We start from the raw sequence: 14,181 nt of genomic DNA, 5'->3' as shown, positions 1-14,181 counted from the left end.
CATCTCATTGGAGGACCCAGCCCATGCGGGACCTGATCTCGAACATCGACGCGAAGCGCGCCATTTCGCCGGCTGCCGCCGTCGCCGACAACACCGCCGTCGTCACCCAGATCCTGAACCGTCAGGGCGCGGAATCGGTCGCGCTGCTGATCATCACCGGCGCGCTGGCGGACGCCGACGCCACCTTCACCGTCACCATCGAGCACGGCGACCAGGCCAATCTGTCCGATGCGGCTGCCGTGCCGGCCGACCAGCTGAACGGCACGCTCGCAGCGGCCAGCTTCACCTTCGCCGCGGACGATGCCGTGCGGAAGATCGGTTATGTCGGCGGGAAGCAGTATGTCCGCGCGACCATCACGCCCGCGAACAACACCGGCAACTCCTTCATTGCGGCGGTGTGGCTCCTCGGCACCGTCAATCTGCGCCCCACGTCCAACCCGCCGAGCTGATCACGGCGCCGCTCGCGGGCGCCGCCATCACGTTTCGGGACCTGTAGGAGACCACTGCCATGCCGAGAATAGGCATCGTCCGCAAACCGTTCCCTTTCGCGCCCGACGGCGTGACGGTGGAACAGCTTTCCGCCGGCCAGACGCTCAACTTTCCGGACACGGTGTTCAACGGCCTCCGGGATGCCGGCTATATCGAGGCGGCGCCCGAGGATGATGGCGGGCAATCCGCTCTGAATGCCCGCATCGTGGCGGCGTTCGACCAGCGGCTCGCCGCGACCTCCGATGAGGAGTTGAAGTCTATCATCGCCCGGTCCGGCACGCCGTGGACCGGAAATCTGGTCCATGCGGCGATGGTCGGCGCGGCAAAGGAACAGCTGGTGCGCGAGATGGAGGGAGCGACTCCCATCCTCGGCATCGATCCCAATGCCGGCCTCACCGAACAGTCGCCATCCGTGCCTGCCACGCCGACACCGCCCTCGGCGCCGGCGGCTGTGGGCGGCGCGACGACGTCGACCGTCGAAATGAAAGCCGTGCACGCCGGGCGCGGTTCTTATTCGGTGATGCAGGGCGAGGACGTGCTAGATCTCGGCGAGAAGCTCACCAAGGCCGAAGCGGACGCCTTCAACGCGATGGACGTCGCCGGCAAGGCCGCCTTCATCGCCGGCCGCAAGGGCTGATGCGCCATGCTGACCGTCGTCACTCCCGCCGCAAGCCTGGTGTTGACGACGGTCGAGCGGGCGCGAGCGCTCGCGGAGTTCGGAAATCTGTCGGACGAAGAGGTCACGCTGCTGCTCCAGCACGCCTCTGCCGCGATTTCAGACTTCTGCAAGCGAATATTCTACCGCCAGACCTATCGGCAGACTTTTACGGACCGTGAGCTGGCCGATGGCGAGATCATGCTGGCGCAATGGCCGGTGACGAACATCGCCTCCGTCATCATCGACGGGACGTCTCTGGCACCGGATAGCTACCGGCAGGATGATCAGTGGCTTTGTCGCGTGGCTGGCGGCCGACCGCGCGCCTGGTGCGGCGTTTCGGCTGAAGTGATCTTCACCGCCGGATATTCGGTGCCGCCGGAGGCCGCCGCCACGTTGCCGCTGCCTGTTGAAAGAGCGGTTGCCTTGGAAGCGGCAGCCTATTTCGAAGGCGCCGATCGGGATGAACTGCTGAAGGCCGAGACGGTAGACGGCGTCGGGTCATTTTCCTATCGAGTCCCCAGTCCCGGCGATTCGTTGACCAGTCCGTCAGCTGCGCAGTTGCTCAAGCCGTACGCAGTTCCGCGGTTGGTGTAAGCCGATGACACCAGCGCAGGCGACTGCCTCCTATCGGCGCCAGCTGCGCCGCCACGGGGAGGATGTCGTGTTGCGCCGCGGCGGCACCGTGCCGGTCGAGCGGACGGTGAAGGCTCGGGTGCTCGGCTACGCGCCGGCCGACCTTGTCGGGCAGATCCAACAAGGCGACCAGCGCCTTATCGTGCTCGCCGAGGACGTCCCGCCGTTTCCGGTACCGTTCAAGGAACGCGGTGCCGATGGGATCGTCGTGCGCGGGCGCTACACGACCATCCAGGCGATCGATGACAACACGCGCCGCGTTGCCGGCGTGCTGATCGCCTATGAGATCCGGGTGAGGGGCTGATGGCGCGCTTCGAGACCTTCGCCCGCGACATCAAGTTCGCGACGGCTGGCATGGAACCGGCGGCGATTAGCTCGGCGCTGGCGGCATTCGCGAAACAGGAGCTTGCCGGCGTCATAGCGCGGGGCGAGGGAACGCAGATCTACGATCGGTTCGTCAACGGGCACGCCGGCGCGCCGGAAGAGAGCGTCCAGGCGCCTGGGCCGATCCTCTATGTCTTCTCTTGGTGGCAGCCCATCATCGCCTTCGCGCTGAACGAACTCGAGCGCCGGTCGCCGCGGAAGTCGGGACGATATGCCAATTCGTTCGTCGTGTTCGTGAATGGCCGCCGGGCACATCGTGGCGAGGAAATCCCGCCCAATGCGGAGGTGGTGATCACGAACACCCAGCCGTATGCGCGCAAGGTCCAGGTCGGCGCGATGAAGATGAACGTGCCGCCATTCCTCTTCGACTATGCCGGCTCCGCCGTGGTTCGCCGGTTCGGCGCGACGCTGATCAGCGTGCAGCTGAAATTCCTTCAGCTGCGCGGCGGCTACATCCTGAAACGGAGCCAGGGCAACCGGGCCGATCGTCAGGCTGGCATGCCGTTGACCTATCCCTCGCTCATCCTGAACATGAAGCAGTGACCGATGGCGGACGACGTCGTCTATCAGGCCATCCGCGACGCCTTGATCGCCGGATGGACGGTGACGCAGATCGCCTTTGAGAATGAGGACTTCCAGAAGCCGAGCCCGCCGGCGCCATGGATCATGCTCGAGGTGACGGGCAGCTTCTATGGCCAGCAGTCGATCGGCGATCCGGCCGATAATCGCTGGGATGCGGACGGCGTGCTCTGGCTGCATGTCTTCGTGCCGGTCGGAACGGGATCTTCGACGGCCCGCGGCTACGCCAAGACCCTGGCGGACCTGTTCCGGGGGCGGCAGCTGCTGAACGAAACGCTGGAATTTCTCGACGCCTCAATCGGCTTAGGCGAGCCCGGCGACGATTCCGGTAACTGGTGGCGGCTTTCGGTGTCGATCGATTGGCGCCGCCTGGACGCGTGATGGAGCACCACGATGCAGGTCCTGAAACCCTTCAATACCCATAACCGTCGCTTCAAGGCGGGCGACCCGGTCAACCCGGGCGACGACTTCTCGCCCCATAGCTTCGAACACCTGTCGGACCATCGGTTCGTCGGCGACCCCGACACCCGTCCGACGAAAGCCAAGAGCAAGCCGGTGAGCGCCGAAGCCGACGCCGCCTAAACGACCCTTCACGCCGTCCTGATGCCCGCCTGGCCTTGCCATGGCGGGCTTTTTCTTGGAGCCCGCCATGACCTCGTCGAACCGCCTGCAACTGTGCATCGTCCGCGAGACCGCCCGCGGGACGCCGCCGGTCTCGCCCCGCATGCGCAAGATGCGGATCCGGAGCGAAACGCTCGCCTACCGCCCGGAATTCGCCGATTCCGAGGAGCTCCGCGCCGATCGCATGAGCAGCGATCCCGCGATGATCATGAAGTCCAGCGCCGGCGGCGTGGCCTTCGAGCTGTCCTATCCGGTCGACGCTTCTCCGCTCTCCGAGATCATCGCGAACGCGATGCTCAACGACTGGGCGAACACGCCGGTACGGGACAATGACGGCACCGCTGACAGCGCCATCACCGGGGTGACGGCCTCTACCGGCGTCATCACTGTCGCCGCCGGCGCCGCCTTCGCGGTCGGGCACCTGGTGCGCCTGAGCGGCTTCGGCGTCGCCGCCAACAACGGTGTCTTCCGCATCACTACCGGCTCCGCCACGGTGCCAGCGGTCGGCGCGGCGCTGCTCGCCGATGAGGCGGCGCCGGCGGCAGCGGCCCGCATGAAGGTGGTCGGTTTCGCCGGCGCCGCCGGCGACATCACCGCCACCGCCACGGGGCTCGCATCGACCGCGCTCGATTTCACCACGCTCGGCCTCTCCGTGGGACGTTGGATTAAGATCGGCGGCACGGCCGCGGGAGACCGCTTCGCGACGGCGGTGCTGAACGGTTGGGCACGCATCATCGCGATCTCGGCCAACGCCCTTACACTCGATAACCTGCCCGCCGGCTGGGCGATCGACGCCGGCGCCGGCAAGACCCTAAAGGTGTTCGTCGGCGACCAGGTCAAAAACGGCGTGACGCGCATCGCCCACACGATCGAGAAGGGCTTTCTCGGTCAGGCGGTGCCGGCCTATATCTGCTCGTACGGCCTCCACGCCAACGAGTTCGGCATCTCGATGACGAACCGGCAGATCATCACGGGATCCGTCACGTTCGTCGGCATGGGCGGTGCGTTGAACAGCGCCCCGCTCGATGCCAGCCCGGACGCAGAGACCGACGCGGCCGTCATGGCCTCGCACGTCAATGTCGGGCGGATCGCGGAAGGCGGGGCGCTGGTCGCGGCGCCGAACTGGGCTCGCTCGCTCAGCTACACGATCAACAACAACTATGGCGCCGTCGAAGACCTCCAGGCGGATGCGCCGGTCGACGCACGCGATGGCGAGGCGACGGTCACCGGCACCGCGGAATTCTATTTTGGCAGCGATCTGCTGCTGCAGAAGTTCTTCGCCGGCACCCCGACCTCGATCAACTCCATCGTTCGTAAGAACGGCCAGGCTTTGATCACGACCCTTCCGCGGGTGACGTACAATGGCAACGGCACGCCGCAGGCCGGCGGCAAGAACCAGGACGTCATGCAGTCCTTCGAGTTCAAGGCGTCGAAGGACACCCTCACGCAAGCCCACATCCTCATGGACCGCCTCGAATATTTCGAAGCGTGATCCTCTCTTTACGTTAGGAGCCCTCTATGCCTGTCGTCCTGTCGAGCCTGAAGGTCGATGTCGCGCTGGAAACGTCCGGCGAATGGATCGACGCGCCGGAACTCCCCGGCGTCGCCTTTCACGTGCGCTCGCTCAACTATCCACCCTATACCGCCGCGCGCGACATCGAGCTGCGCAAGCTGGCTGCCATCCACGGCAATCAGCCCATCCCGCGCGACGCGCGCGCCGCCGTCTTCGGCCGTCTCTATGCCGAGCACATTCTGTTGGACTGGCGCGGCTTTGACGTCCAGTGGTCGCAGGAAGCGGCCGTCGCGGCGCTGACGGATCCCGAGCACCGGCCGCTGGTGCAGATGGTGGAGAACGCGGCCGCTCAGGTCGGCACTCCCAAGGTGCAGTTTACCGGAGATCAGGAAAAAAACTGATCGAGGCCTTCCGCTATGAGATTTCGCGGAAGGCGGATGACGACTGGCTGCAGGATCTTGCCGGTGAAGAGCCGGACGCGGCCCATGTGGCGGTGGTTGCCCAGCGGCCGGCGGATGCCGAATGGCCGGAATGGGCCAATCTCTGGCGCCGCGCCTGGGATCAGCTGAGGTTCGATCGCTCCTATGGGGCCTTTGGCGGTGAGACGCCAATCTCCTTTTTGGCAATCGACGCGTTCGCGCAGCGCAGCGGCGTGCCGGCTGAAGAGTTCGATGACTTCCATCGGCTGCTCCGAGCCATGGACGACGTCTGGCTGGTCCACATCGGCGAAAAGCTGAAGGCGGCGAGCCGGAAGCGGGAATAGCCAACCTCCGGGAATAGACCCAATGACCGTGCAGCTTTCCAGCCTTCGCGTAGCGGCGGAGGTCGATGCCTCCGCCTATCTGCGCGGCATGGCTGACAAGGTTGCGGCCGATCGTGCCGGTGCCCAGTCGAGCGCCGACGTCGGCAAGGCCATCCAGCAGACCGATCTCAAGCTGGGCGACTCCGCCAGCCTGCTGTCTCGGCTCTCCCGTCAATATGTCGATGGCGCCGGCTCGGCCCAGCGCTTCGAAAAGGCGATCCGCGATCTCGGGCGGGGCGTGGAGACCGGCAACATCACCGCGGCACAGGCCACCACCATCTATGACGGCCTGTACCGAAAATTCGGACTCACCGCGAACGCCGCCGACATCGCCGCCAAGGGGCAGATCGGCCTCGCCAGTGCTATCGATGCCACCAACAAGCGGATCGCTGAACAGTCGACGGAACTGCAGCGCGCCAATGCGCTCCAGCAGGCAACGGCCCGCCTGTCGACGATGGGGGCGGCGACGGCGGCGCAGTCGGCGCGCATCAGCGCCAATGAGCGCGCAAGCGCCCAGTTACGCGGCATGGGAGCGGCGTCCGCAGCGCGGCCGTCTTCACCCGGCGCGTCGCCTACGGCTCAGCTTCAGCCCTGGCAGCGGGCGCAGCTCTACCAGCAGATCGGCGGAGACGTCATTCCGGGCCTGCTGACCGGGCAATCGGCCTATATGGTCCTGCTGCAGCAGGGTCCGCAGATCGCCCAGATCTATGGCGGCGTCGGCAATACCTTGCGTGCGGTTGCCGCAGCGATCACACCCGTGCGTCTCGGCATGGCCGGCGCAGCGACCACGGTCATTGCCGGCGGCATGGCATTGGATGACTACCTGCAGTCCACCAAGGAGGTGCAGATTGCCAGCGTTGGCCTAGGCCGTGCGCTCGGCGCTGCACCCGCCCAGCTTGAGCGCATCGCCACGACGGCAGCGGCCACGGGGGAGATTTCGGTTCGTGAGGCGCGCTCGATGGAGGCGGCGTTCCTGCGGACCGGTCGGGTCGGCGTGTCCAATTTCGAAGGCCTGATCGGCATCTCGAAAGATTTCGCCGCGACTGTGGGTACGGACCTGTCTGGCGCCCAGTCGCAGCTCGCCAAGCTCTTTGCCGATCCGTCGTCAGGCGCGGCACAGCTTCAACAGATCGGTCTTCTGGATGGGGCGACGGCACGCCTGGTGCAGCGATTGGCGCAACAGAACCGGCTTTCCGAAGCCCAGTCCACCATGCTCAATGCTATCAAGCCTCGCCTTGTCGACGCCGCCGAGGCGACGACGGCATGGGGCCGGGCATGGGATTATCTCAGCCGGTCGGCCTCAAACGCGTGGGACAGCATCGGCAAGGGTATCGACAGCGCGCTTGGCGGCAGCAGCGATACGCTCGAAAGCCGGCTTTCCGACGCGCAGCAGCGGTTGCAGGCGGTCTATACCCGCGCCCGCCGTCTTGGCGTGCAGAACCCCGCCGGCGCGGACGTCATTCGGGCCGAAATCGACGATATCAACGAGCAGATGCGCCGGCGCTCGGCGCAGAATAGCCGTCGCGTCGATGATGCGTCTCTGGATCGAGCGGGGACGTTGGCGATCGACGTCGCGGCGAACTCGAGTGCAAACGACACCGCCCGCCGTCGCCTTCAGCTTCAGCAGGACATTGCCAGCCTTCGGGCCGGCCAGTCGGCAACCGGGCAGACGGCGGAGCAACAGGAGCAGATCGCCCGCGCCATTGAGGCGAAGACGCGCGCCCTCGACGGCCTCAACCGGGCGCAGGATATTCAGAACCAGCTGGTGCAGATCGATGCGCAGATCAGCGCCGCGCGGGATCCGGTCACGCGCGCCAACCTGATCCGCCAGCGCGAGGCGACGGCTCTTCTGATGGAAGAAGTCGACGCGACCAAGGCCGCCGAAGCCGCCGACCGGGCGCGCACTCGCGCGCTGGAGGAGGGGCTCGCCAGCTACGAACAGCGGATCGCCGATCTGAAAGAGGAAACCGAGGCCCGTCGCCGGGTCAACGATGCCGTGGCGTCGGGAGCCGTGTCGCTCGGCGACGCCAACAGGCAAATGCAGTTCGAAGCGCAGATCCGGCCGCTTGTGGTCGCCGCGATGAAAGCCGAAGGGGCGGAGCGGGCCCGGCTGCTGGATCTCATCAATCAGTCCCGCGAGGCGTACGCCGCGGCCGCCAGTCAGGAAAGCCGCTCGGCCGCCCTGTCGATCCAGCGCGATCAGAACGACCGGCTCGATCAGCTTCGCCTCGAAATCTCGCTGGTGGGGCAGACCGAAGAGGTGCGGGCGCGGCGCCTCGCCCAACTGGAAGCCGAGCAGCGGATAACCGCCGCCGGCGTCGGGCAGAATTCGCGGGAGGCGGCGGAGATCCGCGCGAAGGCCGCGGCGATAGCTGATCTCACTGTGGTGCAGGCCCGCGCGCAGGATGCCTGGGATCGCTATCGCGAGGCGGGAGAGAGCGCTCTCGACGCGATCGGTGACGCGCTGAACGGGCAGAGCGTCGAATGGAGCAACGTCCTTCAGTCGATCTCACGCGAGCTCATTCAGCTCAGTGTCGTCAATCCGTTGAAGAACTCGATTTTCGGCACCAATTACGGCACCCTTGGCGATCTCACGAAGGTGCTCTCGGGATCGAACGACAACGTCCCTTCCGCCGGTCGAGCCGTCGGCGCGATGCAAGTCACCGCCGGAACCGTGATCGTCAACGGGCCGTTCTCCGGTGCACTCGGGAGCGCTGCCGGCCTCTCCGGGGGCGGCGGTATTGGTTCCGATGCCGTCGCTTCCCAGCGCGCCAACACGGCGGCAGTCGGCAGGGGCGGGATCGGCTCGGATTATGCTGCCACCACGGATGTTGCGAAGTACATCGAAAAGGCCGCCGTGGCACGGGGCATCGATCCGAAGGTCGCCCTCGCCGTCGCGAAGTCGGAAGGCGGACTGAATAGTTGGAACCTTCAGTCGCGGGTCATGAAGAACGGCGTCCAAGAGCCGTCCTTTGGTCCCTATCAACTATATATGGGCGGTGGCCTCGGCAACGAATTCCAGAAGCAGACGGGCCTCGATCCTCGTCTTGCCGCGAATGGCCCGGCTGGTGTTGATTTTGCACTCGATCATGCTTCCAAGAATGGGTGGGGAGCGTGGTACGGGGCCAAGAAAGCCGGTATCGGCAATATGGATGGCATCGGGACGGCGGGCGTTGAGCAGCAGGCGCAGACGCTATCTTCCGCGATGGACACTGCAACCCAAGGCGTCAATCAGTTCGGCACCGGGATCGGGGATTTAAGCCGTACTGCGTTCGATGCTTCGGGTGGGCTCACGACGTCGGCTGGCCAGCTCACCCAGGCCTCGCAGACGGTGGCGACCTCCGCGACCAGCTTCACCGGAGGGCTGGCCGGCGCCTTCGGTCAGATCCTCGGCGGGATCGGCCAGATCGGCACCGGATTCATCCAAGGTTTTGGCGGTGTCCTGCAATCGCTGCTCGGCGGCCTCACCGGGGGCGGCGGTTCGCTGCTGTCGGGGATCGCCGGTATCTTCGGCTTCGCCAACGGCGGCGTCATGACAGCGTCCGGGCCCCTGCCGCTTCGCACTTATGCCAATGGCGGCATCGCCAACAGTCCGCAGGTGGCGATCTATGGCGAGGGGCGGCGCCCCGAGGCCTATGTCCCGCTTCCCGACGGCCGGCGGATTCCGGTGGCGCTTTCCGGAGGCATGGCGGGCACGAATGACAACCTGCCGGAGGCGGCGGCTGCCCTGCGCGATGCCGCCGCCAACATTGCCCGCGGCACGATCGGCGGCGGGCGTGGAAAGGTCGAGGTGAACCTGCATGGCGCGCCAGGCGCGCCCCGGGTGGAAGAGAATGTCGACGACCGGGGCAACAGACGGATCGACCTCTTCTTCGATGATCAGAACTCGCGCAATCTGGCGCGGCCCGGCTCCAGGTCGCGTCAGGCGCTGGCCGCGACCACCGGGGTGCTTCGTCGATGACGATCCCGGTTTGGCCGGCCGACCTGCCGCAGAAAATGAGCCGGGAGGGGTTCGGCCGCAGCCTGGCCAGCGGGCGGCGGCTGGGGCGAAAGGATAGTGGGCCGCCGCGTCCTCGGCTTCGGTATTCGCAATCCGCCAAGCCGGTGACGGGGGCGTTCGATCTGTCGGCGCGTCAGTCGATCCGGTTCGAGCGCTTTTGGTTCGAACAGATAGCGGAAGGCGCGATTCCGTTCTTCTTTCCGAACCAGATGACCGACGGCCTGCCGCTGCTCATGCCCGACGGCACACCGATACTCACGGCGGACGGGCGGCCATTGCTCACGCGCGCGTGGTGGCTGGTCCTCATAGATGAGGCCGACCCGAGCGCAAGCGCCCTTGGTGGCGCGTGGTTCCGCTGGACCCTGTCCCTATTGGTGATGCCCTGATGCCGCGCATCCTCTCGCTAAACATCCGGCAGGCGATGGAGGCCGACAGTACCGATCAGGTGCCGGTGGTGCTGGTGAAGATCACGCATCCCGACGCGGACGGACCGATCTACCTGTCGACCGATCCTACGGAGCGCCTCAGCCTCGAGCCGCTGCGCTATGGCACCCGCAGCCAGGGCCAGGAATGGGAATTCGTGCCCATGGCGGCCCGGTTGCCGGACGAGACGGAGGAGGGGGTGTCCACGCAACTGATCCTCGAGAACCTCGGCGCCGGCATGGTCGCGGCGATGATGATGTCGACCGAGCCAGGCCAGATCGATTTTCAGCTCGTGCTGGCGTCCTCGCCGGAGCTGATCGAGGAAGAGTATCTCGGCTTGTTTGCTTTCGCCGCCCAAGCTGACCTCGATCAGATTGAAATCTCCATCGCCAGGGAGAGCGAGGAGATGGAGCCATGTCCCGCCGATCGCATGACCGCGTCGCAATTCCCGGGGCTGTTCCGATGAGCTGGTCGAACGCCTTCATTGGCATTCCATGGGTTCGGCTGGGCCGCGCCCGCGCCGGCATCGACTGCTGGGGCGTCGTGGTCATGACCTATCGTGACGTGCTCGGCATCGAGCTCCCCGACTATCTGGACGTTCCCGTGGAGACGGCGGAGATGGCGCGCCAGGTCGATGCCATCGCCGCCGGCGATCCCTGGCACGCGGTCGCTGAACCGCGCGAATTTGACGTCGCGGTGTTCCGGATGGGCGCGATCCTCCGCCATGTTGGCGTCGTCGCCGGACCCGGGCTGATGCTGCATGTGACCGAAGGCGGGACCTCCTGCATCGCCTCGATCGACGCACCACGGTGGCGGCCGCGGTTGATCGGCTATTGCCGGCACGAAACCCTGATGGGCGCGCGATGACGGCCACATCGATCGACGTTCTCGCCATGCCGGTGATCGATCCTGGCAAGGGCCGGATCCGGATGACCGTTCCGCACGGCGCGCGGATCTCCGACATCGTCAGCGAAATCCTGCCGCTCTCCAGCGAGGAGGAGCGGCGCGCCGTCATACGGGTGTCGATCGGGGGCCAGCCCATCTATCCCCATTGCTGGCATGCTCGCCCCCGGCCGGGACAGCTGGTCGTTGTTCGCATCGTCCCGGGCAACGCGCTGAAGTCGATCCTCTCGATCGTCGTGACCATCGCCGCGGCTGTGTTCGCCCCGTACCTGGCTCCAGTGCTGGCCAGCACCTTCGGGATCGGCACCGCAGCGGCGACAACCTTGGCGACCGCCGGCCTCATTCTCGGCGGCACCCTGTTGCTCAACGCGCTGATTCCTCAACCCAAGACAGATAGCGGGGAAGGCAACAGCCCGACCTATGATGTGAAGGGCTGGCGCAATGTCGCCAATCCTGATGGCCCGATCCCCGCGGTGCTCGGCAGCCATCGGCAGGCGCCAGTGCACTCGGCGAGTAGCTACACCGAGATTGTCGGCGACGATCAGTACATCGTGGCGCGGATGTGCTTCGGCTACGGTCCGGTCCTCATCGAGAATCTCCGCATCGGCGAGACGGCGATCGAGAATTTCGAAGTGCAGACCGAGATCCGCTCCGGATGGCCCGGTGACGCGGCGATCACGCTGTATCCCAGCCAGGTGCTGGAAGAACAGCTGTCGATCACGCTCGATCGTGACGAACATACTGACACGCCCGAACCTCATATCCGGCGCACCCAATCGGATGTGACCGCCGTTTCCATCGATCTGACGGCTCCAGGCGGGTTGTGCATCTTCGACAACAACGGCAAGCGGAAGTGGTACGACCAATATTTCGAGATCGAGCAGCGGCTCTACGGCACCACCGACTGGATCTGGGTGCAGGGCCTGTCCCTCGGCGGGAACCAGCAACGGGCTGTTCGCAGGACGATCTATTGGACCGTGCCGACGCGCGGGCGCTATGAGGTCCGCGTTCTTCGCGTCACCAAGGTCATCGATGACGGCAAGCGTGTCGATCAAGTGCAATGGACGGCTCTGCGCGGCTACCGTCCCGAGCCGCCCCTCAACTATACCCGCGCCCCGCTGGCCGAGATCGCAATTCGGGTAAAGGCAACCGATGAGCTCAATGGCGTCCTCGATCAGCTGACCGCAGACGTCACGCGCATCTGCCCGGACTGGGATTCCGCCAGTGGCACCTGGATTACGCGGCCGACCCGTAACCCCGCCAGCCTGGCGCGTTGGGTGCTGCAGGGGCCGATGTCGGCGAAGCCCAAGACCGATGACGAGCTCATCCTCTCCGAATTCGAGGACTGGCACGAGTTCTGCGCCGCCAAGGGGCTCAGCTACGACCGGGTTCACGACTATGAGGCCAGCCTTCCGGAAGTCCGCAAGATGGTTGCGGCGGCTGGCCGGGCAAGCCTACGCGATGACGGCCGGCGCATTGGCGTCATCATAGACCGACCGCGCTCCCAGATCGTTGCCGCCATCACCCCGCGCAACGCCCGTAATTTCCGCTGGTCACGGACCTATTTTCGCCCGCCGCACGCCTACCGGTGCTCTTTCAAGGATCGGTCGGACGATGGCTCCGACAAGGAGATGGTGGTTCGGTGGCCCGGCTATGAGGGGCCGATCAGCCTCACCGAGGCGATCGACATGCCGGGCGTCACGGATCCGACGCAGCTATGGAAGGCGCTCCGACGCCGGCAGCTTGAGCTGATCCTTCGTCCCGACACCTATACGGCCGAGCAGGACCTCGACAGTCTGGAATCCGCGCGCGGGGACCTGGTGGTGGTGTCTCACGACGTCATCGACGTCGCGCATGCGTCCGGCCGGGTGCGGCGCGTCGAGGGGGCGCTGGTCGAACTCACCGAGCCGGTCACCATGGAAAGCGGCCGCGACTATGCCATCCGCTTCCGCCGCGCCGACACAACCACTTTCGTACGGCGCATCGCGACGATCAGCGGCGCGACGACGCTCGTTGAGCTCACAGAGGAAGGCTTGGCGCCCGCGGTCGGCGACGCCTTCATGTTCGGCACGCTTGGGCACGAGAGCCGCGAGGTCATCGTCAATCGCATCGAGCGCGCCGATGATTTTGCCGGCACGCTCTATCTCATTCCCCACGCGCCGGAGATCGATAGCATCCTCGATGCCACTGTGGTGCCGCCTTGGGATGGACGGGTCGGCGCGCCGGTGCCACCGGACACGACGCCGCCGCTGGCGCCGGACTTCGAGGTCGCCTCGGGAGAGGCCGTGTCGGACGATACCGGCACCTTGCGCGTTGTCATCACCTTGCGCCGATCCGCCGGCACCGGCGTGGAACTCGCCAGCTTCAACGTCTATCACCGCCTGGTCGGGGCCGGATCGTGGACGTCCACTTCGACCGACATCTCCTCCTCCATCGTGGTGCTGACGGGCTACGCGAGCGGCGACGAGATCGAGATTGAAGCCGAAGCGGTGTCCCGGGCCGGTGTCACAGGTGCCAGGAGTGCGCCGCGCACCCATGTTGTCGGCGCCACCGATCCTGAAGTGCCCGGCATCACTGCCTTCGATGCCGTCGCGCTTGCCTCCGGCCAACGTCGCTTCAGCTGGACAATCGCGCCGCACGATGATGACGGCACCTATGCGAGCCTGATCACGGCCCGGATCCGCTACGGCATCGGCTCGGTAGGCAGCTGGGCAGCGCTTGCTCCACTGCACACGGGCGTGCTCGCCTCATCTCCCTGGAATAGCTGGGATCCAGATGAGGCGGGGGCCTACACCTTCGGCATCGTCGCCGTCGATTCCGATGGCCGGGAATCCACTCCCGTACTGATCGAACGGACCTTCTCGGCGCTGCCCGTTCCCGTCGCTCCGACGATGAACGCTCCGGCCGTCGTGGGTGCGGATGTGCAGCTGACCGGGCGCACCCCCAACGATACCGCGGTGGCCGCGGCCCGCTTCTGGCGCGCAGCCGCCGGCGCCGACTTCGAAGATGCCGTCGACATCTCCGGCCCGCTCTATTTCGGGGCGAATGCGGACGTCCCGTTCGTCGACCTCGCGCCCGCTTCCGGCTCCTACGACTACTGGATGACCGTCGAGAACACGGCTGGATCGCCTTCTGATCCGGCCGGCCCCGAGAGCGCGACGGTTCCCTAGGCTTCC

Annotated in this window: 15 protein-coding genes; 14 read left to right on the top strand and 1 reads right to left on the bottom strand. The window is 66.0% G+C overall.

Features of this window, described 5'->3' with window-relative positions:
- The first annotated feature begins 23 nt into the window (after positions 1-23).
- The 9 genes from J2X65_RS15640 (at position 24) to J2X65_RS15600 (ending at position 5,278) form a co-directional block, all read left to right on the top strand.
- Complete coding sequence (locus tag J2X65_RS15640) at positions 24-449, top strand: hypothetical protein (RefSeq protein ID WP_310202636.1); 426 nt, start codon at positions 24-26, stop codon at positions 447-449.
- 59 nt (positions 450-508) lie between these two features.
- Positions 509-1,126: a hypothetical protein gene (locus tag J2X65_RS15635; RefSeq protein ID WP_310202634.1), complete on the top strand. Its 618-nt coding sequence runs from the start codon at positions 509-511 to the stop codon at positions 1,124-1,126.
- Positions 1,127-1,132: 6 nt separating this feature from the next.
- Positions 1,133-1,741 (top strand): hypothetical protein, encoded by a 609-nt coding sequence (locus tag J2X65_RS15630; RefSeq protein WP_310202631.1) that lies wholly within the window; start codon positions 1,133-1,135, stop codon positions 1,739-1,741.
- Between the two features lie 4 nt (positions 1,742-1,745).
- Positions 1,746-2,084, top strand: a complete 339-nt coding sequence (locus J2X65_RS15625; protein WP_310202629.1) for a hypothetical protein — start codon at positions 1,746-1,748, stop codon at positions 2,082-2,084.
- A 50-nt stretch (positions 2,085-2,134) separates the two neighbouring features.
- Positions 2,135-2,707: a hypothetical protein gene (locus J2X65_RS15620; protein ID WP_310202628.1), complete on the top strand. Its 573-nt coding sequence runs from the start codon at positions 2,135-2,137 to the stop codon at positions 2,705-2,707.
- A gap of 3 nt (positions 2,708-2,710) precedes the next feature.
- Positions 2,711-3,124 (top strand): phage tail terminator-like protein, encoded by a 414-nt coding sequence (locus tag J2X65_RS15615; protein WP_310202626.1) that lies wholly within the window; start codon positions 2,711-2,713, stop codon positions 3,122-3,124.
- Positions 3,125-3,136: 12 nt separating this feature from the next.
- Positions 3,137-3,325 carry a hypothetical protein gene (locus J2X65_RS15610; RefSeq protein ID WP_310202624.1) on the top strand — a complete coding sequence of 63 codons (189 nt, stop codon included), beginning with the start codon at positions 3,137-3,139 and terminating at the stop codon, positions 3,323-3,325.
- Positions 3,326-3,392: 67 nt separating this feature from the next.
- Positions 3,393-4,856 (top strand): phage tail tube protein, encoded by a 1,464-nt coding sequence (locus tag J2X65_RS15605; protein WP_310202622.1) that lies wholly within the window; start codon positions 3,393-3,395, stop codon positions 4,854-4,856.
- Between the two features lie 26 nt (positions 4,857-4,882).
- Positions 4,883-5,278: a hypothetical protein gene (locus J2X65_RS15600; protein ID WP_310202620.1), complete on the top strand. Its 396-nt coding sequence runs from the start codon at positions 4,883-4,885 to the stop codon at positions 5,276-5,278.
- Here the strand turns inward: J2X65_RS15600 and J2X65_RS15595 are convergent.
- The gene (locus J2X65_RS15595; RefSeq protein ID WP_310202619.1) at positions 5,263-5,559 is read right to left on the bottom strand and encodes a hypothetical protein; all 297 of its coding nucleotides are present in this window, start codon (positions 5,557-5,559) and stop codon (positions 5,263-5,265) included. The genes J2X65_RS15600 and J2X65_RS15595 overlap by 16 nt on opposite strands.
- Before the next feature lie 574 nt (positions 5,560-6,133).
- On the opposite strand from J2X65_RS15595, the gene J2X65_RS15590 reads away from it, so the two are divergent.
- From J2X65_RS15590 to J2X65_RS15570, 5 genes are read left to right on the top strand one after another with little or no spacing between them, the layout of a single operon-like run.
- Positions 6,134-9,640, top strand: coding sequence for a phage tail length tape measure family protein (locus J2X65_RS15590; protein ID WP_404977726.1), 3,507 nt, complete (start codon positions 6,134-6,136; stop codon positions 9,638-9,640).
- Positions 9,637-10,065, top strand: coding sequence for a hypothetical protein (locus J2X65_RS15585; RefSeq protein WP_310202615.1), 429 nt, complete (start codon positions 9,637-9,639; stop codon positions 10,063-10,065). Before J2X65_RS15590 ends, J2X65_RS15585 begins: the two co-directional genes overlap by 4 nt.
- Positions 10,065-10,568: a hypothetical protein gene (locus J2X65_RS15580; RefSeq protein ID WP_310202612.1), complete on the top strand. Its 504-nt coding sequence runs from the start codon at positions 10,065-10,067 to the stop codon at positions 10,566-10,568. Before J2X65_RS15585 ends, J2X65_RS15580 begins: the two co-directional genes overlap by 1 nt.
- Complete coding sequence (locus J2X65_RS15575) at positions 10,565-10,969, top strand: NlpC/P60 family protein (protein ID WP_310202610.1); 405 nt, start codon at positions 10,565-10,567, stop codon at positions 10,967-10,969. Before J2X65_RS15580 ends, J2X65_RS15575 begins: the two co-directional genes overlap by 4 nt.
- On the top strand, positions 10,966-14,175 hold the full coding sequence (locus J2X65_RS15570) for a host specificity factor TipJ family phage tail protein (protein ID WP_310202608.1): 3,210 nt from the start codon (positions 10,966-10,968) through the stop codon (positions 14,173-14,175). Before J2X65_RS15575 ends, J2X65_RS15570 begins: the two co-directional genes overlap by 4 nt.
- Positions 14,176-14,181: the final 6 nt, after the last annotated feature.

The organism is Ancylobacter sp. 3268 (assembly GCF_031456575.1).
Lineage (GTDB): Bacteria > Pseudomonadota > Alphaproteobacteria > Rhizobiales > Xanthobacteraceae > Ancylobacter.
The sequence above is the reverse complement of the archived record's forward strand: the minus strand, read 5'-3'. Positions and strand labels throughout refer to the sequence as shown.